The following is a 21493-nucleotide window of genomic DNA, read 5'->3' as shown; positions in this document are numbered from 1 at the left end:
ACACGGAGATCCCCATGCCGACCCCCAAACGTTTCATCGCCGGCGCTGTCTGTCCCCGCTGTGCGGAGATGGACAAGATCATGATGTTCACCACCGACGATGATGACCAGGTCCGCGAATGCGTGGCCTGTGGTTTCACCGACGCGGTGTCTGATGCTCCCACGCCTCCGGCCAACCCTGAGCTGGAAACCCGCGTCAACAAACGCGGCAACGAGGACGACCACACGGTCAAACAGGTGGTGTTCTTTTCTTCCAAGGACGACTGATGCCTAGGAGTTTGCCCTCCTTTTGTAGCATGCTGGTTCTGGGGGCCTGGAGGGCGTCGTGGTGCTTTCTTCTGGGAAAAAGAACTCGCTGCGCTCAGACACCTTTTTCCCGGCAGAAAGCACCCCAACACCCTCCGGTTTAAACCATAAGAATAGCGCTTGAAAGGGCAATGACATTTTGTGTGTCCTTGGCGATACCTTGGGTGTTAGCCCGTGAGGGGGTAGGGGGATTTTTACTCGCCAGAAATGGGTGTCTGAGCGCAGCGAGTTCCATTTCAAGAGAAAAAACTCCCCCTACCCCCTCGCAGCCCCCACACCAACCAGGCTATAAAAAAGCAGGCAACGCCCAAGCTTAAAGAACCATAGCCGCCACCCAGCCAAAGCCCAACAGGGGCAGGTTGTAGTGCAGGAACGTAGGCACCACCGTATCCCAGATGTGGTTGTGCTGGCCGTCGACATTGAGGCCGGCGGTGGGGCCGAGGGTGGAATCGGAGGCCGGAGAGCCGGCATCGCCCAGGGCGCCGGCGGTGCCTACCAGGGCCACGATGGCCAGGGGGCTGAAGCCCAGTTCCAGTGCCAAAGGTACATACAGGGCCGCGATGATGGGGATGGTGGAGAAGGACGAGCCGATGCCCATGGTGATCAGCAGGCCCACTACCAGCATCAGCAATGCCGCCAGGGCCTTGTTGTCGCCGATGGTGGAGACGGAACCTTCCACCAGGGTGGCGATTTCGCCGGTTTCGCGCATGACTTCCGCGAAGCCGGAGGCGGCGATCATGATGAAGCCGATCATCGCCAGCATTTTCATGCCTTCGGTAAACAGGTCATCAGCCTCTTTCCATTTGACGACGCCAGACAGGTTGAACAACACGAAGCCCGCCAGCGCCCCGAGAATCATCGAGCCCAGCCACAGTTGCACCACGAACGCCGCCACAATGGCGAGCAGGGCCATAAATAAGGTCCCGCCGTTGTATTTCACATCCACCCGTTCAGTGCGGGCGATGGCGTCCAGGTTGTAGTGCCGCTCGCCGCGGTAGCTGAAGAAGACCGCCACCAGCAAACCACAGAGCATGCCAAGGGCCGGCAGGGCCATGGCGGACATCACGTTGAGGCCGGTGGCGTCGATGCCGTTCTCGCCCACGTTGGCCAGCAGGATTTCGTTCAGGTAGATGCCGCCGAAGCCCACGGGCAGGAACATGTATGGGGTAATCAGGCCGAAGGTCAGTACACAGGCGACCAGGCGGCGGTCCATGTTCAGTTTTGCCATTACATAGAGCAGAGGTGGCACCACCAGCGGGATGAAGGCAATGTGGATCGGCAGGATGTTCTGGGACGACATGGCGATGGCCAGCAGCAGGCCGATAATCAACAGGCGGATACCGCCGGCAGCCTTGCCGTCGTCCTGTTGGCCCACCAGGCCCAGGGCCTTGTCGGCCAGGGCGTGGGCGAGGCCGGATTTGCCGATGGCGACGGCGAACGCGCCGAGAGTGGCGTAGGAGAGGGCGACCGTTGCGCCACCTCCTAGGCCTTCGTTAAACGCGGCAATGGTGGCGTCCAGCGACAGGCCGCTGATCAGGCCACCGGCGACGGCACCGATGATCAGGGCAACAACAACGTGGATGCGGCACAAGCTCAGCACGAGCATGATCACTACCGCAGCAACAACGGCATTCATGGCAAACTCCGGGATTTCGGAAATGGCTTTCAGCGCCCTGAAGCAGGGTGCGGTTCAGGAAAGCGCGCTAATGTGCCGGAAACGAATGCTGCAGTCAAAACGGTGATGACCGTTATTCATCGCCCACGTAGACGAAACGGGGCACCTGCTCACCAGCCACTTCCACGGTTTCACGGAACATTGCCAGTGGTCTTACCCAGAGGCCGTGGTCGCCGTACAGGCAGCGGTAGACCACCATCTGCTCCTCGGTTTCGCTGTGACGGGCAACACCAATGACCTCGTAGTCCATGCCTTTGTAGTGACGATAACGGCCCGGGCGGATGTCCGATTTCCTGTCGCTCATTGTAGTCTTCTCCACGCGCAGCGAACGGCTACGTATTTTTCAGGACGGTATCGGGACTGGCTGTTGGTTTCGTCAGTTTAGTTGGGTTTTCTGGTTCCTGGCTTCAGTTTTTCAGCTTGTAGCGCCCCGGTCCGAGGAAAATAACAGCCACAGCGATGAACAGGAAGAAGCCCTGCAGTTCCAGTGCCCAGCCGCCATTGTTTCCCAGTGCTACCAGTTCGTGGCTGTGTACCAGGGCAATGGCCACCAGCATGTTGAAGGCAATCAGCAGCGCGCCAATACGGGTCTGGTAGCCCAGGATCACCATCAGTGGTGCCAGCAGCTCGCCAATAAAAACGCCCCAGGCAAAGAACGCCGGAATGCCGTGGCTGGCCAACTGGCCTTCGATAAAGCCAACCCCATGGAACAGCTTGGCAATGCCATGAAACAGTAGCAGGCCGCCCAGGGTGAGCCGAACAATCAGTTTTCCCAGATCCGCATTGTCGAGCAACATCTATCTCCCATCAGGTAAGGATTAAGGATCAGCGGGCAAGCATAAACGTTTTACGGCCAAGCAGAAAGTTACAGGCCCGTGCCCAGGGACAGGCGTATGTGATTGCGCACCAGCAGATTTTCCCAATAATGTCTCATCCAGTCCCATGCAGCGTTCCTTGTCTGTTCCACGAACGGATCCAGGTTCAGTTCGTAATAGTCCGGTGAGCCGGCAATCTGCAACACGGTCACGGTGATCGACTGGTCCAGTTCATTGGCGAAGGGTTCGCCGATCAACTGATGGGCCAGCAGGTTGGCCCGTGTTGCTTCCACATCCACCAACTCGCTGACACGGGTGGAACGATTGTTCTCATACATCTCCTCCATCAGGCGGTGACAGAGGTAGGCACGTATGAGGAGGCCGTCAAGGCCATCATAACGGACCAGAAGAACCGATGGCTGGGTAAAATAACCAATTGCGGCATTTACAAACGGCGCAAATAACCCCGCCTTGCCGGCTTCCTTCGCACAGGCTTCCACACACTCAATCAGCCGGGGCGCCATTTCAATGTACTCGATGGCAAACTGGAACAGGCAGGTCGCCGGCTGGTAACCGTCAATGGTTATAGTGGCAGGCAACGACGATGCCCTTTCCCGCATCTGCTCGAGAAAGGTGCCGGAACGGGCTTCCTGCCTGCGGGCCTGATCAATGATGTCGAGAACTACCTTTGGTGTCATTTCAGGAGATGCCGGTCTCTGAACGGAATGGGGTCGCAAGGCGCCTCCCGTTATACGCATGGGGTCATCAGGGGCATTGGGAAGCGGCTGGCTACCGCAACATGCCTGCCTTTTCTCACAAGTGTAGACGAGATTTAACAGGCTGCTCTGGCGTCCACATTAAAACCTGAACAGTTTGTTCAAGGATTGGGAGTCGCTATCGCTTACTGCTCCGAAAACCAGCGATCATGCCGCGAATGGCTTATAAACAGCCAGCCCATGGAAATGGCCCGTGCCAACATCAGGCAGATCAGTGAAAACCACAGGCCGTGGTTACCCCAGCCGGTCGTCAACCACCACACCGGCAGAAACACCACCAGTGCCGAGAACAGCATGGTGTTCTGCATATCCCGGGTGCGGGTAGCACCGATAAACACGCCATCCAGCAGGAAGCCCCATACCGACACCAGCGGCAGCAACCACAGCCAGGGCAGGTAGATCCAGGCGGTGGTGCGTACCTCTTCAATGCCCGTCAGAAGGCTGATAAGGAAGCGTCCGCCAAGGACAAACGCGACTGTGAACAGTACGGAGCCCCACAGCGACCATCGGAAGGCCACGCGGAACACGTCGCGGAACTGGCTCCGGCTGTTTTTTCCCACAGCTTCACCAATGAGTGCTTCCGCCGCATTGGCAAAGCCATCAAGTCCATTGGAAATCACCAGCAGGAAGGTGATCAGCACCGCGTTGGCCGCCAGTATGGTGTCGCCCTGTCGCGCGCCCTGGGCGGTGAAGAAGGCCAGCACCAGAAGCAGGGCAACGGTGCGCACCATGATATAGCGGTTTACCTGCAGTATCTTGAGGTAATCCCGCAACTGACCGAACAGGGCCCGCTCGAATCGCTGGCCAGCCGGCATCCGTTGCAACACCATGCGGAACCCGATAGCGGCTGCGGAATATTCGGCCATCACGGTCGCCATGGCAACGCCACGACTGTTCCAGCCTAACCCTGTCACGAAAAAAACATCGAGGACGATGTTGAGCCCATTGGCCACAATCAGCATGATCATCGGGCCCCGGGGTAGCTGGGTGCCAATCAGCCAGCCCACCAGGGTGTACTGGCAAAGCACAGCCGGGGCGCTCCAGATACGAATGCTGGCGTATTCAGCGGCCAGCGTGGCCACCCGTTCACTGGGGTTCATCAGTGTCAGGCCCAGGCTGATCAGCGGCTGATGGAGCAGGATCAGCAACAGACCTATACCGATGGCAAGAAGCAACGAGCGCAGCAGCAGGGCAATCTGGGAAAATTCATCCCGCTTGCCCCAGGCCTGTGCGGCAAGACCTGTTGTGCCCATGCGCATGAAACCGAAGGTCCAGTAGAGAATGCTGAACAGGTTTGCGCCCACGGCGACAGCGCCGAGGTATTCCGGTGTATCCAGATGACCCAGTACGGCCGTGTCCACAAGCCCCAGAAGCGGCACGGTAAGGTTTGTGAGCATCAGTGGCCAAGCCAGTGCCCAGAGTCTGCGGTCAATGGTGGCGAGCTTAGGGGATGGTTTCACGGGAATGGACAAAATTCCTTCTTTAGTCGGTTTGTGGCTTTACGGACTTTCGCATTTTTTTGATCTGTGTCTATACTTGGTCGTGTATTATCCATAGCAGACTTCCACTCTGGCTCGAATGGTGTGTGCGAGCACTGTCCGAAACGGAGGGATTGGACGCAAAATCCGACAATAATAACACTCTGTGGAGACACAGTTTATGCGCGTGCACGCTAAGCGGGCAGGTGTCCTGTTGGGCGGGCTTATGACGCCAGCGTTGTCCATGGCGGACTGGACGCTGAACATGAGTCCCGGGGTCACCGGTACCAGTAACGAAATTTTCAGCCTTCACATGACGATCCTCTGGATCTGCGTTGTCATCGGCATCGTGGTGTTCGGGGTCATGTTCTGGTCAATCTTTGCCCACCGTAAGTCCCCGGGCAGAAAGCCGGCGAACTTCCATGAGAATACCCTTGTCGAAATTCTCTGGACGATCATACCTCTTGTGATTCTCGTAGTGATGGCCATTCCCGCCACCGCAACGCTGGTGGATATGTACGACACCAGCGAAGCCGATGTCGACATCAAGGTCACCGGCTACCAGTGGCGCTGGAAGTACGACTATATAGAGCATGATTTCGGCTACTTCTCCAACATCGCCACCAGCGATGACGAGATTTATAATCGTACTGATAAATCCGAGAATTACCTGCTGGAAGTGGACAAGCCGATGGTGGTTCCCGTGGGAGCCAAGATTCGCCTGCTGGTGACGGCAAACGATGTTATTCACTCTTGGTGGGTACCCGCGTTTGGTGTAAAAAAGGACGCCATCCCCGGCTTTGTTAACGAGACCTGGACCAGAGTCGACGAGCCGGGCATCTATCGTGGTCAGTGCACCGAATTGTGCGGTGTAAAACACGGCTTTATGCCTGTTGTGGTGAAAGCGGTTCCCCAGGACGAATACGATGCCTGGGTGGCCGAGCAGAAAGAGGCCGCCCAACGGGAACGTGAGCTCACCGAGAAGGACTGGACTCTGGAAGAGTTGATGGCCCGTGGTGAGAAAGCCTATGCCAGCGCCTGTGCCGCTTGTCACCAGGCCGATGGCAGTGGTGCGCCTCCGGCATTCCCGGCCCTCAAGGGCAGCGCAATCGCGACCGGAGACATGCAGGCGCACCTGGACACTGTGGTTAACGGCGTATCCGGCACCGCCATGCAGGCGTTTGGCGAGCAGCTGAGCGAAGTCGACCTTGCTGCGGTCATTACCTATGAGCGTAATGCCTGGGGTAACGACACCGGGGACATGGTGACGCCGAAAGAAGTGTTTGAGTACAAGAACCAGGAATGATGAACCGGGCAGGCTGCAACCGAGGTTGCAACCTGCCCCCACCAATTTCGCCAGATTAATGATATCACCAGCCAGAACAACAAGGCGGTAACGGGGGTTTTTCATGAGTGCGGTTGCAGATACCCACGCCCAGGACGATCATCACCACGGCCCCGCAAAGGGCATTACACGGTGGCTGCTGACGACCAACCACAAAGATATCGGGACCATGTACCTGATATTCAGTTTCACGATGTTCCTGCTTGGCGGAACCATGGCCATGGTGATCCGGGCCGAACTGTTCCAGCCGGGCCTGCAGATCGTTGAACCGGAATTCTTCAACCAGATGACGACCATGCATGGTCTGATCATGGTTTTTGGCGCGGTCATGCCAGCCTTTGTTGGCCTTGCCAACTGGATGATACCGCTGATGGTGGGCGCCCCGGACATGGCGCTGCCACGGATGAACAACTGGAGCTTCTGGCTCCTTCCCTGTGCCTTCCTGATTCTGGTGTCCACCCTGTTCATGCAGGGCGGTGCTCCCAACTTCGGCTGGACCTTCTACGCGCCACTGTCGACCACCTACGGCCCGCCAAGTACCACCTTCTTCATTTTCGCCGTTCACATCATGGGTGTGTCGTCGATCATGGGGGCCATCAACGTGATCGCCACCATCCTGAACATGCGGGCGCCGGGCATGACCCTGATGAAAATGCCCTTGTTCGTCTGGACCTGGCTGATTACCGCCTTCCTGCTGATTGCAGTCATGCCGGTTCTGGCTGGCGTGGTCACCATGATGCTGATGGACATCAACTTTGGCACCAGCTTCTTTGATGCCTCCGGTGGCGGCGACCCGGTGCTGTTCCAGCATGTGTTCTGGTTCTTCGGGCACCCCGAGGTGTACATCATGATCCTGCCGGCCTTCGGTGCGGTGTCACACATTATCCCGGCCTTCTCCCGTAAGCCCCTGTTTGGCTACGCCTCCATGGTCTACGCGGTGGGTGCCATTGCCCTGCTGTCGTTTGTTGTCTGGGCCCACCACATGTTTACCGTGGGCATTCCCATCGCCGGGCAATTGTTCTTCATGTACGCAACGATGCTGATCGCCGTACCCACCGGCGTGAAGGTGTTCAACTGGGTGGCCACCATGTTCCGGGGTTCGCTGACCTTCGAGGCCCCGATGTTGTTTGCGGTGGCCTTCGTCATCCTGTTCACCATCGGTGGTTTCTCCGGCCTGATGCTGGCGATTGCCCCGGCTGACTTCCAGTATCACGACACCTACTTCGTGGTTGCCCACTTCCATTATGTACTGGTTCCGGGTGCGATCTTCGGCATCTTTGCCTCGGCGTATTTCTGGCTCCCCAAATGGACCGGTCACATGTACGACGAAACCCTGGCCAAGACGCACTTCTGGCTGTCATTCATCGGCATGAACCTGGCCTTCTTCCCGATGCACTTCCTCGGTTTGGCGGGTATGCCGCGACGCATTCCCGATTACGCATTGCAGTTTGCGGACTTCAACATGGTGTCCAGCGTCGGTGCCTTCATGTTCGGTGCCACCCAGATCCTGTTCCTGGTGATTGTGGTCAAGTGCATTAAAGGCGGTGAAAAAGCATCCGCCAATCCATGGGACGGTGCCGAAGGTCTTGAATGGACAGTGCCTTCTCCAGCGCCTTATCACACTTTCGCCACGCCGCCGGAAGTGAAGTGAAACAGAGGCTGACTGGCAACCACAACAACAAACGATAACGGATAAGCCATCGGAGATTGTCATGGCGGAAAACCAGACGTACTACGTTCCGGAACAGAGCAAGTGGCCGATCGTCGCTACCGTCGGCCTGGGGGTTACCCTATACGGCGCCGCCTCGATTATGGTGAACGGTCAGCAGGGTGAAAGCACCACCGGCTCCTGGGTGATGTTTTTCATTGGCGCCCTGATCATGGCCTATATGCTGTTTGGGTGGTTCGGCACCGTCATAAAGGAAAGCCGGTCCGGGCTGTACAGCCCACAAATGGATCGTTCCTTCCGTTGGGGCATGAGTTGGTTCATTTTTTCCGAAGTAATGTTTTTCGCGGCTTTTTTCGGTGCCCTGTTCTATACAAGGGTTTTCGCGGTTCCCTGGCTAGGGGGTGAGGGTGATCGCGGCAGTTCCAACATGCTTTGGGAAGGCTTCCAGGCGACATGGCCACTGATCAACACACCCAATCCGGAGGCCTATCCGCCACCAGAAGGTGTCATCGGTCCCTGGGGGCTGCCCCTGGTCAACACCATTCTGCTTGTCACGTCCTCCTTTACAATTACGGTGGCCCACCACGCGCTGAAGGAAGACCACCGCAAAAAGGTCAAGCTCTGGCTGGGTGCCACCATTGCCCTGGCGTTGGTTTTCGTTTGTGTCCAGGGTTATGAGTACATTCATGCCTATCAGGACCTGAATCTGACCCTGCAGTCGGGTATCTACGGCAGTACCTTCTTTATGCTTACCGGCTTCCACGGCGCTCACGTGATACTGGGCACCCTGATGCTGACGATCATGTTAATACGCATACATAAGGGGCACTTCACGGGCGACTACCATTTCGGGTTCGAGGCGTCCGCCTGGTATTGGCACTTTGTGGACGTGGTCTGGCTCGGGCTGTTTGTCTTCGTCTATGTAATCTGACAGCGCCTGTCAGGGGGTCGGATTCAGGGTCAGGCCCCCTTGCCATACCGAAATCAGAATGACTGCCAACAGCAGCACGCTCAGGGCAACCCGCAATGCCAGGGAATTCAGAACACGGTTCGTTTTCCCGCCATCCCGGATAAGGAAGAACAGCCCGCTGAACAGGCTCACCAAAACGGCCAGCATGAGTACCACAATGAGAATCTTCAGCATGAGAAATCCTGTAAACGCGAATATAGATCCTGAGGCCACTATAGCAGAGCATGTCTGATCCAGCTGTTCGTTCACGACGCCAATGGCATTTTGACTGGCGTCTTCTGGTTCTGGCCGGTTTCTTCCTGCCCCTTCTTGTGGGCCTGGGTATCTGGCAACTGGAGCGGGCCGGTGAAAAGCAGGCACGGCTGGAACAGTGGCAACGGCAGGCGGGTAACCTGAGCTGGCCGGAGCAGCAGGCATTGGGAATCGCGACTGGCCAGCCAGTAACGGTAACCGGCCGGTACAGTGAGGTGTCGTGGCTGCTGGACAATCGCACACGTGATGGTGCCGCTGGCTATGAGGTACTGACACTGTTCTTTCCCGAGCAAGGCAGCCCTGTAGTGGTGAATCGTGGCTGGGTCCAGGCCCCACGGCGGCGGGATCAGCTACCGGATATCAGCCAGCCGACCGGCACGCTTCGCGTTGAGGGGCGCCTGAGCGAGTTTCCCGAACCTCCTGTGCTTAAGACCGTGCCCCCGGACGCCGGGGGCTGGCCAAAGCGAACGCAGTCCCTCTCGCACGCCCAGGCACTTGAAATCCAGAATGACATCGCCGGTTTGGTGCTCAGGCTTTCCGGGCCGGAACAGCCGGGAGCGTATCGTGCCGACTGGGCACCGGACAGGATGGGGCCGCAAACTCATTACGGATATGCACTGCAATGGTTTTCACTGGCCGTCGCGCTGGTTATATTGACGCTCGTAGCGAGCTATCGCAAAACAGGAGCCAGTAATGACAATGACAACGGCTGAGCGAATGAACCAGAAAGACCCCGATGACAAGGTTTCCCCTGAACAGGTTCGTCGCGGCCGACGAACAGCCCTGTTGCTGTTTGCAATCGGCTTCGGCCCGATGATTTTTGCCACCATCATGTATTACACCGGCTGGCTGAACCCCTCCGGCCATAGCAACAATGGCGAGCTGATCCAGCCCCCGGCGCCACTGGGCGAAATGCAGTTGCAGGGAGCCAATGGCAACCCTCTGACTGACCGTTTCGGTCCCGATATTCCCGATGCCGAATGGATGATGGTGGTGGTCTCCGATACCTGTGCCGCCGACTGCGAGAAACTCCTGTACCTGACCCGCCAGGTCAATATTGCCTTGGGCAAAAACGCCAACCGGGTGAACCGGTCTGCCTGGCTGGGGGCTGTTCCGGATGATCTGTCGGCACGCTGGAACGACGAGTACAGTTCCATGGAGCGCCTGAGTATCCGCGATGGTGGTAACCCGAAGTGGCCCGCCGATGTTAACCCGGACCAGCAGCCGCGGGTTCTTCTGGTGGATCCTTTTGGTAACGTGATCATGCATTATGGAACTGAACACACTGGCAAGGACATTCTGAAAGATCTCAAGCATCTTCTGAAGTTGTCGCAGATAGGTTGATCGACATTACCGGGAGACGCATCGTTGAACAAGACTCAAAACAGCCCTTCCCGCCAGGCGCGCCTGATGGCTCGCTGGTCACTGCTTGCGACGCTGCTGGCGGTGGTGGTGATTATGCTCGGGGCCTGGACCCGGCTGGTTGACGCTGGCCTGGGCTGCCCCGACTGGCCGGGCTGTTACGGGTTCCTGACGGTACCGCATGATGAGTCGCGTATGGCCATCGCCAATGCCCGTTTTCCTGATACGCCGGTAGACGTAGAGAAAGGCTGGCCAGAGATGATTCACCGCTACGCCGCAGGCACGCTGGGGCTGGTGGTATTCGGCCTTGCAGGCTATGCCGTCCGTCATCGGCGAGAGGGAGTGCCATTCCGGCTGCCGTTGTTTATCGCGGCATTCATCCTGCTCCAGGGCGCTTTCGGCATGTGGACCGTAACACTGAAGCTCTGGCCACAGGTGGTGGCCCTGCATTTACTGGGTGGTTTTACCACCCTGAGTCTGCTGGCACTTTTGACCCTGCGCCTGCGTGGCGAACAGCAGCAAACCGGTGAAAGGTTCAGCGAGGCTGTGCCTGGAGGGCTGAACCGTTTTCGGCCCTGGCTATACGGGGGGCTGATGCTGGTCGTCATGCAGATAGCCCTGGGTGCCTGGACAGCGGCCAATTATGCAGCCGTGGCCTGTACCGACCTGCCCACCTGCCAGGGTGAGTGGTGGCCTGAAGACATGGACTTCCAGCACGGTTTCGATGTGACCCAGCATGTAGGGCCGAACTACCTCGGGGGACAACTGACGGCTGATGGTCGGGTGGCCATTCATGTCAGTCACCGCCTGGGAGCGATGATAGTACTTGCGTACTTCTCTGTTTTTCTGGCATTACTGTGGCGCAGGACAAAGCGCACACCGCTGGCAGGGCATGTTCAACTGGTGGCCGTGGTTTTGGGAGCACAGATCGCCTTGGGGCTGGCCAACATCGTTTTCCATATTCCCCTGTCTGTGGCAGTGGCGCACAATGCGATGGGCGCAGGGCTTTTGCTGGCAGTGATCAATCTGTTGTGGCGATTCCACCAGCGGGCCCTGCCGGAAACAGCGGACACGAAACACACAACAACAACTGAACGAGAGGTGACGGCATGAGCGAGCACGCAAAGGCACTGCCGGCGCAGGGGACAAACACTGAGTCCGGCGCTGCCGGTATTTCCTGGCGGGATTTTCTGGAGCTGACCAAGCCCACGGTAGTGGCCATGATGATCCTCACCTCGGTCATCGGCATGTTGCTGGCCACTCCGGGGGTCCCGGGCTGGGAAGTGCTGCTGTACGGCAACCTGGGCATCGCCCTGCTGGCCGGGGCAGCTGCCGTGGTCAACCACGTTGTTGACCAGAAGATCGATACGGTCATGGCCCGCACCCGCAAGCGGCCGGTTGCCACCGGGAAGATCTCGCCGCTGGACGCGCTCTTGTTTGCCTCGGTGTTGGCGGTTGCCGGCATGGTTATCCTGGTATGGCAGGTTAACGCCCTCACAGCCTGGCTGACCCTGGCATCGCTGGTTGGGTACGCGGGCGTGTACACCCTGTTCCTCAAGCGTATGACGCCCCAGAATATCGTCATCGGCGGCCTGGCAGGAGCCATGCCACCTCTGCTGGGCTGGACCGCCGTAACCGGACAGGTGGAAGGCCATGCCCTGCTGCTGGTGCTGATCATCTTCGCCTGGACGCCGCCGCACTTCTGGGCACTGGCGATACACCGCAAGGAAGAATATGCCAAGGCCGGCATCCCCATGCTGCCGGTGACCCATGGCAATAAATACACCGAGCTGCACATACTGCTCTATACCCTGATGTTGCTTGCCGTCAGCCTGTTGCCCTTCGTGACGGGTATGTCCGGCATGATTTACCTGGTAGGCGCCCTGGCGTTGGGCCTGCGGTTCCTGCAATATGCCGTGCGCCTGCTCAGGGGCGATGATCGCCGGGTGGCGCTGAACACCTTCAAGTATTCCATTACCTACCTGATGGCCCTGTTCGTGGTGCTACTGGTGGACCACTTTGTGTTTTTCTGATTACTGATTTGCCGGAGATTTCATGAACCGCTCGATTCGCCTGACGCTGATTATCCTGCTGCTGGTTGTGGTGCTGATCTTCGGTCTTGTGGTGGGTCGCCAGGTATTCCTGGCGGGCAGTGAGGAACCATCACCGGCGCCGGAACTCAGCGAGATTAATGCCTATGTCTATGACCAGGGCCGGCAGGTGGCGGATTTTGAACTGGTAAACGAGCAGGGCGAGACGGTGACCCATGAAAGCCTGCGGGGAAAATGGACCTTTGCGTTCGTGGGTTACACCAATTGCCCGGACATCTGCCCGGCCGCCATGGCGACCCTGCGCAAGACCGACAAGATGCTACCGGCTGACCTTCCCCAGCCGCAATACCTGCTGATCACCGCAGACCCGGAACACGATACGCCGAAAAAACTGCGGGACTACGTGGGTTTCTTCGGGGAGAACTTCCATGGCCTGACGGGTGACCTGGAAACGCTGAGAGAACTCGCCAAGAGCCTGAATGCGGCCTTTTCCCACCGGGAGGTGGACGGTGATCTGTTGGTGGACCACAGCGGTCACTATGCTCTGATCAACCCGGAAGGTGAAATGGCTGCCGTGCTCCAACCCCCTCACAACCCGGAAGACCTGGTGGAGGCCTTTCGCGAGATCTACGAGTGGGCCAGGGCCAACCATCCTCGGGCTTCGCAGTCCTGATTAGTTGCGTGGTTTCGCCCTGTTCAGGACTGACAGGTTGGGTGGAGGAGCGGGGTGGTGGGGTATTTTTCCTTGGGAATGGAACTCGCTTCGCTCAGACACCCATTCCTGGCGGAAAAATACCCCACCACCCCACTCTCATGTAACTGGCAGTTGTCGCGTCTGTTGAGGTAAGAGCATCAATGTTTCGCGCAAGACAAGGCTAGACCATAGTACCCTTTAGAGAATAAACGGAGTTACCTAAGGGTGTGGGGGTGTTTTATTTTTCAAACAGAAAATGGTGTCTGAGCGAAGCGAGTTCATTTTCCACTTGAAAAATAAAACACCCCCACGCCCCTCCCCAACCCGACCAGTCCTGAACGTAGCCAAATAAAAGCATAACCATGCTCCCAATCAACAACATCATCCCGGACCTGCTAAAAACGTTGGAGTCCGAAACCACCATCCTCCTGCAGGCACCCCCAGGCGCCGGTAAAACCACCAGGGTGCCACTGGCTTTGATGGATGCTGCCTGGCGTAAGGGCCGGAAAATTCTGATGCTGGAACCAAGACGATTGGCAGCCAGATCGGCGGCGCGGTACATGGCGGGCCAGTTGGGGGAGCAACCGGGGCAGACGGTGGGGTACCGGACGCGACTGGATACACGGGTGACCTCCGCGACCGTGATTGAAGTAGTTACCGAAGGCATCCTAACGCGGCTGATACAGAACGATCCGGCGCTGGAAGCCTATGCGGTCGTGATTTTCGACGAATTTCATGAACGATCGCTGCAAGCCGACCTTGGCCTGGCACTGGTGCGTGAGTCGCGGCAGGCGTTGCGGGAGGACTTGCGGGTGATCGTAATGTCGGCAACCCTGGATACCGCACCCGTCGCCCGTTTGCTGGGGGATGTACCGGTACTGAGTAGCGAGGGGCGGGCGTTTCCAGTTGATGTGGCCTATCGGCCAATTCCCCGCAATGGCCGGGTGGTGGAACAGGTGGTGTCGGTGGTCCACGAAGCACTGGCGGAACAAACGGGCTCGCTGTTGGTATTCCTGCCCGGGGCCGGCGAAATCCGGCGGGCAGAGAGGCAGCTTCAGGGGCAGGTAAAGAGCAACGTTATTGTGGCGCCGCTCTACGGCAACCTGAAGAACGACGAACAGGACCGGGCCATTGCGCCGGCGCCGGAAGGTTATCGCAAGGTGGTGCTGGCCACCGCCATTGCCGAATCCAGCCTGACCATCGAAGGGATACGGGTGGTGATCGACAGCGGTCAGCAGCGCCGGGCGGTGTTCGATGCCAACAGTGGCATGACACGACTGGTGACGGGTTGGGTGTCCAAGGCCTCGGCGGAGCAGCGTAAGGGCCGGGCAGGCCGGATTGAGCCCGGTGTCGGCTACCGGCTGTGGAGCGAATCCACCCAGTTTGGCCTGGCCGGGTTTACTCCGCCGGAAATACAGGAGGCGGACCTGGCGCCCCTGGTGCTCGAATTGGCCCAGTGGGGCGCACGGTCCCCGGAGCAGCTCGACTGGATCGATCCGCCCCCTGCAGCACACTGGCAGCAGGCCGTGGAACTGTTGCAGTGGCTGGACATGCTGGATGACGACGGCGCCATCACCGGGCACGGTAAGGCCGCCCGGGATATGGGTGTGCATCCACGGCTGGCCCAGATGATTCTCCGGGGACGTGAAATTGGTCATGGCTATCTCGCGTCAGAGCTTGCGGCGTTGCTGGAAGAGCGGGACCTGGCAGGTCGGTCAGTGGGCGCTGACATGCAGGAGCGAGTGCGGATACTTCGCGACCAGGGCCCCCGCCATGGTGTGGACGCGGTCAGGGTGAAAGCCATTGGCAAGTCAGTGTCGCGGCTGGCCGCTGGCCTGGCCCGGCCGGCGGATATGCCCACCGATGACAAAGTGGGCCGCCTGCTCGCCCTGGCCTACCCGGACAGGATTGCCCGTAAACGGCATGGCGATGCCCCCCGTTATCAGCTCAGCAACGGCCGTGGTGCGGTCCTGCGGGAAGACGATCCTTTGGCACGACATCCGTGGCTGGCCACTGCCGAACTGGATGGCAAGGCCCGGGAAGCCACCATCTATCTGGCGGCACCGGTTGACCCCGGGTTACTGCAGCAGGACCTGGCCAGTCACATTCATGAACAGGAAGAAGCGGTCTGGGATGATAGCCGCGGCACTGTAGTGGCCCGCCGGGTCAGAAAATTGGGGCAACTGGTACTGGAAGAGTCGGCTTTGCCGGCGCCATCTCCGGAACTGGTGCAGCAGGGTCTATTGGCGGCAGTGCGCAAAAAGGGGGTAAAAAGCCTGCCATGGACGCCAGCCGCGGAACAGTGGCTTGCCCGTGTTTCCCTGCTGGCCCACTGTTTTCCCGACGATTGGCCGGGCGTCAGTGAGCGCTGGCTGTCGGATAACCTGGAAACCTGGCTTGGCCCATTCCTGGCTGGGATGACCCGTTGGCGTGATCTTGAAAAGCTCAACCTGAGACAGGCCCTGGCCAGCCTTCTGGATTACCAGCAGCAACAGGCACTGGAAGAGCTGGCGCCAACCCGCCTGACTGTTCCCACCGGCCAGTCGGTGACGCTGGATTATACGGCGGAGAATGGTCCAGTGCTGGCGGCCAAGCTCCAGGCTCTGTTCGGCTGGACAGAAACTCCCACCGTGGCCGGTGGCCGGGTACCTGTTGTGATCCACCTGCTCTCCCCGGCCCAACGCCCCCTGGCCGTCACCGCCGACCTGGCCAGTTTCTGGCGCAATGCCTACCCGGAGGTGCGCAAGGACATGCGCGGGCGCTACCCGAAACATCCCTGGCCGGAAGATCCCTTTAGCGCCGAGGCGAGCCAGGGAACGAAAAAGCGCCCTGCTCGTTGATCCCGCCCGTAACCAGGGATTCAGGAATGGTTTCGAAATAGATATTCCGGGGGGTAATCCAGTCCCCTTCCGGTGCATGCAGTTCGCTGACCGGCATTTCTTCCAGGATAACCTCGTCACTGGCCTGATCACTGTGTCTGAAACTGTCCCCGAGCACCCAGAAGGGCTTGTCGTGGGCTCGGGCAGCCAGGGCGAGCAGCCGCGTTCCACTTTTATTGATGAAATGCCCATCCGACAGCCAGGTATCGCAACCAATAAGCACCACATCTGACTGGGTGACAAACAAACCCATCTGGGCATCCGTAATCAGCGTAACCGGCACGCCCATATCGTTCAGAGTACGGGCGAGTTGATGCCCTTCCAGACCGGGGCTGCTCTGGGTGCAGATGACGGAAAAGCCGTGCCGCTCGCGGGCGAGCAAACGAAACAGCCCCAGCACTACCGAGCTGGCGCTGTGAGTCATGATTATGGCATCGGTTGGAATCAGCTGGCGGGCATGCTTCGCTATGGCCGATCCTGCGTTTTCCAGTTCGCCGGTAACCTGGTTAACTGCAGCCAGTGGCGTGTCACCCCCGGCCAACCGCGACTCCACTTTCCCGATGGCGTTGCCAATCACAATCATACTGGGGCGGGCTGTGCGGAGTTCACCGAATAAACGTGCCAGCTCTTCAGGGTCGGGTCTGGCCTCCCGCAGATACGTGGCCAGATTTTTTAGCATCGTCAGTGCCAGTGCAGTAGCCCCGGACTCGTAATCCTCACAGAGCCTTTTCAGTAGCTCCTTTGCACTGTCATCAAAATCGGGCATGGCGGTTTTCCCTTTACTCACAAGTTTGAGGTTAGCAGTTGGCTGGTGGGTTTTTTAGGTAAGACTGGTGATTTTTGGGGGATCGGGGAGGTGGGGGTATTTTTCCTTGGGAATGGAACTCGCTACGCTCAGACACCCATTCCTGGCGGAAAAATACCCCCACCCCCCCGCTCTACTGGCAAATGGTGATGTCGTTACGGAAAGCCAGGGTTTGGCGGCGCTTTGATTTTGAATTTTTACGGGCGGACCCCGTTCCAGCGGTAACAAGTTCTCGAACAAACCCAGCCAAAACCAGGGTAAATTGTCGCGACAACTGGCGTTACCTAAGGGTATGGGGGTGTTTTATTTTTCAATAAAGAAAATGGTGTCTGAGCGAAGCGAGTTCATTTTCATTTGAAAATAAAACACCCCCATACCCCTCCCCCAACCCGCCCAGTCTTACCAAAACCAAAACCAAAACCGAAATAACCACCTATTGCACCCAACCCAAACCTGTATAAAATGCGACCAACTCAACCATGCGCCCATCACAATGAAACTGGTCTCCTTCGATATATTCCGCACCCTGGGCTTCCCGGACACCCAAACCCTCAAGCCCGAACAGTTCCTGGCGCACAAGGAGCTGCTGAAAGACGCAGACTGGGTTCTGTTCCCGGAATACTGGCAACTGAACGCCCTGGTACACGGCCTGAAATGCCGCGTTTTCCCCAGTGTTGCCAGCTACCGCATCGGCCACGACAAAGTGGAAATGACCCGGGCCTTTCAGACCGTGGCGCCCGAGCACACACCGTGGACACTGATTGAAGCCAATGGCCCCCATGAACAGCAGGCGGTATGGGACGCCATGGCATTGCCATTTGTGGCCAAGCTGCCGAAAGCCAGCATGGGGGAAGGCGTGTGGCTGATAGAGAACCGGGCGGACTGGCAGCGATATTGTGAGCGGACCAACGTGTTGTATGCCCAGGAATACCTGCCGATTGATCGGGATGTGAGGGTGGTTATTGTCGGGGACCGGGTAGTATCTGCCTACTGGCGCACCCAGGCGGACCAGGGCTTCTACAACAACGTGTCACGGGGTGGGCGTATCGATAACGGCCCGGTTCCGGCGGTGGTGACAGACCTGGCGCTAAGACTTGCGCGGGAGCTTGAAGTGGACCACGCTGGCTTCGATATTGCCCTGGTGGAAGCATATCCCTACGTACTCGAGTTCAACCGGTTATTCGGGAACCAGGGACTGGGTCAGGGCAGTGATTTGAAAAATGCGATTCTGGATTACCTGCAGCGCCAGGCCGCACCTGAAGACCCGAATGGCCCGACCGGGCCGGCGCCTTTGTGGCCGGTGGCGGTATGATGAAAGGGCTTTTGCAGGCCCGTGCTTATGGGTAGATATGCTCATATCCCGCCCGCAAAAAAAGCCCGATGATCGCGCTATTAACGGGTACTGCAGCGTTGCTGAGGTGCCTTTTTTTATGCCCGTTTGCCCGTGGAGGGAAACACTATCCATGACCGAGTCTGCCAACGCCATCATCACTGATTATTACGACGCCGAGACCTTTGCCCGTATCAAGGCTTTTGCCGATACCAAGGACACTCCGTGCGTGGTGATTGATACCGCCACCATCAACCGTCAGTACGAGGAACTGGTGGAAGGCTTCCCGTACGCGAAGGTCTATTATGCGGTCAAGGCCAATCCGGCCCCGCAGGTGCTGACCATGCTCCGGGACAAGGGCGCCAGCTTTGATATTGCGTCGGTGTATGAACTCGAGAAAGTCATGGCCCTGGGTGTGACCGGCGAGCGCATCAGTTACGGCAACACCATCAAGAAGGCAAAGGACATCCGCACCTTTTACGAGAAGGGCGTTCGCCTGTACGCCACTGACTCCGAAGCGGACCTGCGTAACATCGCCAAGGCGGCTCCGGGCTCGAAGGTGTATGTACGCATCCTCACCGAAGGCACCCTGACCGCCGATTGGCCCCTGTCCCGCAAGTTCGGCTGCCAGACCGACATGGCCATGGACCTGCTGATCCTGGCTCGTGACCTGGGCCTGGTGCCCTACGGTGTCTCCTTCCACGTGGGTTCCCAGCAACGGGAAATCGGCGCATGGGACGCGGCCCTGGGCAAGGTGAAGGTGATCTTCGAACGCCTGAAGGAAGAAGACGGCATCGAGCTGAAGATGATCAACATGGGGGGCGGCTTCCCGGCCAACTACATCACCCGTACCAACGACCTGAAAACCTATGCCGAGGAGATCAAGCGTTTCCTGGATGAGGATTTTGGCGATGATTTGCCGGAGATTATTATCGAACCGGGCCGTTCGTTGATTTCCAATGCCGGTATTCTGGTGAGTGAAGTTGTGCTGATTTCACGAAAGTCCCGCACGGCATTGCACCGCTGGGTATTCACCGATGTTGGCAAATTCGGTGGCTTGATCGAAACCCTGGACGAGTCCATCAAGTTCCCGATCTATACGGAAAAATCCGGTGAAGGTGAGGATTGCGTGATTGCGGGCCCAACCTGCGATAGTGCCGACATCATGTACGAACACCACAAGTACCCGCTGCCGCTGAATCTGGCGATTGGTGACAGGATGTATTGGCTCTCCACTGGTGCTTATACAACAACCTACAGTGCTATTGAGTTCAACGGGTTTCCGCCGTTGAAGGATTATTACATCTGAACTTGGGGGTGGCCGCGGGGTGAGGGTACTGTTTTCCTTGGAAATGGAACTCGCTTCGCTCAGACACCCATTTCTGGCGGAAAACAGTACCCCCACCCCACGGCTAGCAAGTTGGGAGTGGGCTTCCTTTTGAGGGTCAGCTTTGGGGCTGGCCCTTTTGTCGTTTTAGGTCCAGGGTAAATGTGAGCGGAAGAACCAGGACGCAATAGGCAATGATGAAACCTATCGCGTATCGGGCGTCGTTGCTCCAGTCTGCCAACAAACCGCCTATCATTGGGACTGAAAACGCCAGGGTGTAACCGACCAGGAAGTTTCCTGCCGATAGTCGACCGGTTTCTTTGGATTCCACCAGCACCGGTGGTAACGCCACCAGCAGAATTAACAGAATACCCGCCGTCAAGCTCATGAATGTCGCGCTGGCAATGGTCCACCAGCCGCTAAGTAGCAATGTGCCAACTGTACCGACGATGCTGCAACTGGCAGTCACGATGATAGGAAGCTTTCGTCCTACCCAGCTTCTTGCCATTTTCAGCATCAGCAACGATGCGCCCACCTGGGCGAAGTTGTACCAGAACAGGGCGTCCGCCAGCATGTCGAAGTTGCCCTGTTGTTCCAGCAGATTGCCCATGTAGGCGTTCAGCCCAAAGAACAGGGAGCCGGACAGGCCCAAAAGCAGTCCGACTCTCAGGGTGAGCGGATTTTTCCAGTCAGGTAGCCATGCCGGTTTTTCTACTGGCCGTGCCATTTCCCGGCGGGGCAGGAACAGGGCGGCGGCCACCAGTAACGCAGGCAGTGACCAGGCCAGCAGGGTGGCCCGCCAGCTGTCGTCCATCAGCGGCATCAGTACCGGGAGGGTGATGCCGGCGCCGATGAATTCGCCCATCAGCATGCCGTTCATGTAGATGGCGGAGCCGATGGCGAGGTGGCGGGGTTCCAGCCAGCGGGGCAGCAACGCCGGCAGGGAGGGCTGCATCATGGCAACGCCCAGGCCCATGACGGCGCTGGCAAGCATCAGTGTGACGGTATCCGGCGACAGGCCGCGGCCGGCGGAGCCTATCACCATGATGACCATGGCCAGTGCCAGGGTGTTTCGCGGGCCCAGCCGTGCGATGGCCAGGGAACCGGGCATGGAGCCGACGGCCAGCATCAGTATGGGCAGGGTGGTGAGTGCGCCGGTCAGGGCCTGGGACAGGCCGAGTTCGTCGCTGATGAACGGTGCCAGCGGCGGCGCTACCAGTATCGGTATGCGCAGGTAAACACCGGCCAGCCAAAGCAGAACCGCCACCGGGAGCAGGCGTGCTACCGGTGGCGGTGTGGTGGGGTCTGAACATTCACCCACGACGGCAGTGCTTTAAATGTCGCTGGTGTCCAGGGTGTAAGCGCCGTCTTCGTCATGAACTTCACGACCGGTCACCGGCGGGTTGAAGGCACAGATCAGGCGCATGTCCTCGGTTCCGCCACGCAGGGTATGAGGGTCGTTTTTGTCCAGTGCGTACAGGGTGCCGTCGGAAATCTCGTGGGTTTCGCCGGTTTCCTTGTCGAGGATGGTGCCATTGCCGGCAACGCAGTACACCGCTTCCAGGTGGTTTTTATACCAGAGATTCAGCTCGGCCCCGGCAGGGATAATGGTTTCGTGGAACGAAAAGCCCATGCCGTCCTTTTTAAGCAGCATGCGGCGGCTGGTCCAGCCTGGCCCGGTGACTTCGCGATCTGTGCCGATGATGTCCTCAACTCGTACAATTTTCATACTTATCCCTCATTATTTGATGGAGCAGCCT

Annotated in this window: 21 protein-coding genes; 12 read left to right on the top strand and 9 right to left on the bottom strand. The window is 58.3% G+C overall.

What is annotated here, in order from left to right; translation table 11 throughout:
- The first annotated feature begins 14 nt into the window (after positions 1–14).
- Positions 15–266: a YheV family putative zinc ribbon protein gene (locus tag NLU14_RS14405; protein ID WP_275707669.1), complete on the top strand. Its 252-nt coding sequence runs from the start codon at positions 15–17 to the stop codon at positions 264–266.
- Between the two features lie 352 nt (positions 267–618).
- Here NLU14_RS14405 and NLU14_RS14400 read toward each other — a convergent pair whose 3' ends face one another.
- From NLU14_RS14400 to NLU14_RS14380, 5 genes are all read right to left on the bottom strand, one after another.
- A complete protein-coding gene (locus tag NLU14_RS14400) occupies positions 619–1941 on the bottom strand; it encodes a Na+/H+ antiporter family protein (RefSeq protein ID WP_275707667.1) in 1323 nt (440 codons plus the stop codon).
- Positions 1942–2053: 112 nt separating this feature from the next.
- Positions 2054–2284, bottom strand: coding sequence for a DUF1653 domain-containing protein (locus NLU14_RS14395; RefSeq protein WP_275707665.1), 231 nt, complete (start codon positions 2282–2284; stop codon positions 2054–2056).
- 103 nt (positions 2285–2387) lie between these two features.
- Complete coding sequence (locus NLU14_RS14390; protein ID WP_275707839.1) at positions 2388–2774, bottom strand: DoxX family protein; 387 nt, start codon at positions 2772–2774, stop codon at positions 2388–2390.
- A 71-nt stretch (positions 2775–2845) separates the two neighbouring features.
- Positions 2846–3493 (bottom strand): hypothetical protein, encoded by a 648-nt coding sequence (locus tag NLU14_RS14385; protein ID WP_275707663.1) that lies wholly within the window; start codon positions 3491–3493, stop codon positions 2846–2848.
- Between the two features lie 203 nt (positions 3494–3696).
- Entirely contained in the window at positions 3697–4968 is a 1272-nt protein-coding gene (locus NLU14_RS14380; protein WP_275707837.1) for an MATE family efflux transporter, read from the bottom strand.
- A 262-nt stretch (positions 4969–5230) separates the two neighbouring features.
- Here NLU14_RS14380 and coxB point away from each other — a divergent pair, with 262 nt between their 5' ends.
- The 3 genes from coxB (at position 5231) to NLU14_RS14365 (ending at position 8994) form a co-directional block, all read left to right on the top strand.
- Positions 5231–6355 (top strand): cytochrome c oxidase subunit II, encoded by a 1125-nt coding sequence (gene coxB, locus NLU14_RS14375; protein ID WP_275707661.1) that lies wholly within the window; start codon positions 5231–5233, stop codon positions 6353–6355.
- Positions 6356–6458: 103 nt separating this feature from the next.
- Positions 6459–8045, top strand: a complete 1587-nt coding sequence (gene ctaD / locus NLU14_RS14370; protein WP_275707659.1) for a cytochrome c oxidase subunit I — start codon at positions 6459–6461, stop codon at positions 8043–8045.
- 61 nt (positions 8046–8106) lie between these two features.
- Entirely contained in the window at positions 8107–8994 is an 888-nt protein-coding gene (locus NLU14_RS14365) for a cytochrome c oxidase subunit 3 (protein WP_275707657.1), read from the top strand.
- A gap of 9 nt (positions 8995–9003) precedes the next feature.
- Here NLU14_RS14365 and NLU14_RS14360 read toward each other — a convergent pair whose 3' ends face one another.
- The gene (locus NLU14_RS14360) at positions 9004–9207 is read right to left on the bottom strand and encodes a twin transmembrane helix small protein (RefSeq protein ID WP_007152938.1); all 204 of its coding nucleotides are present in this window, start codon (positions 9205–9207) and stop codon (positions 9004–9006) included.
- Positions 9208–9257: 50 nt separating this feature from the next.
- Between NLU14_RS14360 and NLU14_RS14355 the strand changes: the two genes are divergently transcribed.
- The 6 genes from NLU14_RS14355 to hrpB all read left to right on the top strand — a co-directional run bounded on the left by NLU14_RS14355 (position 9258) and on the right by hrpB (position 16232).
- A complete protein-coding gene (locus NLU14_RS14355; RefSeq protein ID WP_275707655.1) occupies positions 9258–9998 on the top strand; it encodes an SURF1 family protein in 741 nt (246 codons plus the stop codon).
- On the top strand, positions 9979–10629 hold the full coding sequence (locus tag NLU14_RS14350) for a hypothetical protein (protein WP_338040803.1): 651 nt from the start codon (positions 9979–9981) through the stop codon (positions 10627–10629). Before NLU14_RS14355 ends, NLU14_RS14350 begins: the two co-directional genes overlap by 20 nt.
- Before the next feature lie 66 nt (positions 10630–10695).
- Positions 10696–11760 carry a COX15/CtaA family protein gene (locus tag NLU14_RS14345; protein ID WP_275707834.1) on the top strand — a complete coding sequence of 355 codons (1065 nt, stop codon included), beginning with the start codon at positions 10696–10698 and terminating at the stop codon, positions 11758–11760.
- Positions 11757–12680: a heme o synthase gene (cyoE, locus tag NLU14_RS14340; RefSeq protein ID WP_275707653.1), complete on the top strand. Its 924-nt coding sequence runs from the start codon at positions 11757–11759 to the stop codon at positions 12678–12680. Before NLU14_RS14345 ends, cyoE begins: the two co-directional genes overlap by 4 nt.
- A 22-nt stretch (positions 12681–12702) precedes the next feature.
- Entirely contained in the window at positions 12703–13371 is a 669-nt protein-coding gene (locus tag NLU14_RS14335; protein ID WP_275707651.1) for an SCO family protein, read from the top strand.
- A gap of 383 nt (positions 13372–13754) precedes the next feature.
- A complete protein-coding gene (hrpB, locus tag NLU14_RS14330; protein ID WP_275707649.1) occupies positions 13755–16232 on the top strand; it encodes an ATP-dependent helicase HrpB in 2478 nt (825 codons plus the stop codon).
- Here hrpB and NLU14_RS14325 read toward each other — a convergent pair.
- Complete coding sequence (locus NLU14_RS14325; RefSeq protein WP_275707647.1) at positions 16186–17037, bottom strand: eIF2B alpha/beta/delta subunit family protein; 852 nt, start codon at positions 17035–17037, stop codon at positions 16186–16188. The genes hrpB and NLU14_RS14325 overlap by 47 nt on opposite strands.
- Before the next feature lie 532 nt (positions 17038–17569).
- Here NLU14_RS14325 and NLU14_RS14320 point away from each other — a divergent pair.
- Entirely contained in the window at positions 17570–18388 is an 819-nt protein-coding gene (locus NLU14_RS14320) for an ATP-grasp domain-containing protein (protein ID WP_275707645.1), read from the top strand.
- A 151-nt stretch (positions 18389–18539) separates the two neighbouring features.
- Positions 18540–19715, top strand: coding sequence for a type III PLP-dependent enzyme (locus tag NLU14_RS14315; RefSeq protein ID WP_275707643.1), 1176 nt, complete (start codon positions 18540–18542; stop codon positions 19713–19715).
- Positions 19716–19851: 136 nt separating this feature from the next.
- Here the strand turns inward: NLU14_RS14315 and NLU14_RS14310 are convergent, their stop codons facing one another.
- Both NLU14_RS14310 and NLU14_RS14305 read right to left on the bottom strand, forming a co-directional pair.
- Entirely contained in the window at positions 19852–21054 is a 1203-nt protein-coding gene (locus tag NLU14_RS14310) for an MFS transporter (protein WP_275707641.1), read from the bottom strand.
- Positions 21055–21066: 12 nt separating this feature from the next.
- Complete coding sequence (locus NLU14_RS14305; protein WP_275707639.1) at positions 21067–21462, bottom strand: ectoine synthase; 396 nt, start codon at positions 21460–21462, stop codon at positions 21067–21069.
- Positions 21463–21493 lie beyond the last annotated feature (31 nt).

The organism is Marinobacter iranensis, from assembly GCF_029207565.1.
Lineage (GTDB): Bacteria > Pseudomonadota > Gammaproteobacteria > Pseudomonadales > Oleiphilaceae > Marinobacter > Marinobacter iranensis.
The sequence above is the reverse complement of the archived record's forward strand: the minus strand, read 5'-3'. Positions and strand labels throughout refer to the sequence as shown.

Coding starts and splice junctions, on each gene's coding strand:
- NLU14_RS14355 (WP_275707655.1), top strand. CDS start 9,258: ATGTCTGATCCAGCTGTTCGTTCACGACGCCAATGGCATTTTGACTGG.
- NLU14_RS14350 (WP_338040803.1), top strand. CDS start 9,979: ATGACAATGACAACGGCTGAGCGAATGAACCAGAAAGACCCCGATGAC.
- ctaD (WP_275707659.1), top strand. CDS start 6,459: ATGAGTGCGGTTGCAGATACCCACGCCCAGGACGATCATCACCACGGC.
- NLU14_RS14380 (WP_275707837.1), bottom strand. CDS start 4,968: ATGCTCACAAACCTTACCGTGCCGCTTCTGGGGCTTGTGGACACGGCC.
- NLU14_RS14395 (WP_275707665.1), bottom strand. CDS start 2,284: ATGAGCGACAGGAAATCGGACATCCGCCCGGGCCGTTATCGTCACTAC.
- NLU14_RS14360 (WP_007152938.1), bottom strand. CDS start 9,207: ATGCTGAAGATTCTCATTGTGGTACTCATGCTGGCCGTTTTGGTGAGC.
- coxB (WP_275707661.1), top strand. CDS start 5,231: ATGCGCGTGCACGCTAAGCGGGCAGGTGTCCTGTTGGGCGGGCTTATG.
- hrpB (WP_275707649.1), top strand. CDS start 13,755: ATGCTCCCAATCAACAACATCATCCCGGACCTGCTAAAAACGTTGGAG.
- NLU14_RS14315 (WP_275707643.1), top strand. CDS start 18,540: ATGACCGAGTCTGCCAACGCCATCATCACTGATTATTACGACGCCGAG.
- NLU14_RS14320 (WP_275707645.1), top strand. CDS start 17,570: ATGAAACTGGTCTCCTTCGATATATTCCGCACCCTGGGCTTCCCGGAC.
- NLU14_RS14385 (WP_275707663.1), bottom strand. CDS start 3,493: ATGACACCAAAGGTAGTTCTCGACATCATTGATCAGGCCCGCAGGCAG.
- NLU14_RS14325 (WP_275707647.1), bottom strand. CDS start 17,037: ATGCCCGATTTTGATGACAGTGCAAAGGAGCTACTGAAAAGGCTCTGT.
- NLU14_RS14400 (WP_275707667.1), bottom strand. CDS start 1,941: ATGAATGCCGTTGTTGCTGCGGTAGTGATCATGCTCGTGCTGAGCTTG.
- NLU14_RS14335 (WP_275707651.1), top strand. CDS start 12,703: ATGAACCGCTCGATTCGCCTGACGCTGATTATCCTGCTGCTGGTTGTG.
- NLU14_RS14305 (WP_275707639.1), bottom strand. CDS start 21,462: ATGAAAATTGTACGAGTTGAGGACATCATCGGCACAGATCGCGAAGTC.
- NLU14_RS14345 (WP_275707834.1), top strand. CDS start 10,696: ATGGCTCGCTGGTCACTGCTTGCGACGCTGCTGGCGGTGGTGGTGATT.
- NLU14_RS14365 (WP_275707657.1), top strand. CDS start 8,107: ATGGCGGAAAACCAGACGTACTACGTTCCGGAACAGAGCAAGTGGCCG.
- cyoE (WP_275707653.1), top strand. CDS start 11,757: ATGAGCGAGCACGCAAAGGCACTGCCGGCGCAGGGGACAAACACTGAG.
- NLU14_RS14405 (WP_275707669.1), top strand. CDS start 15: ATGCCGACCCCCAAACGTTTCATCGCCGGCGCTGTCTGTCCCCGCTGT.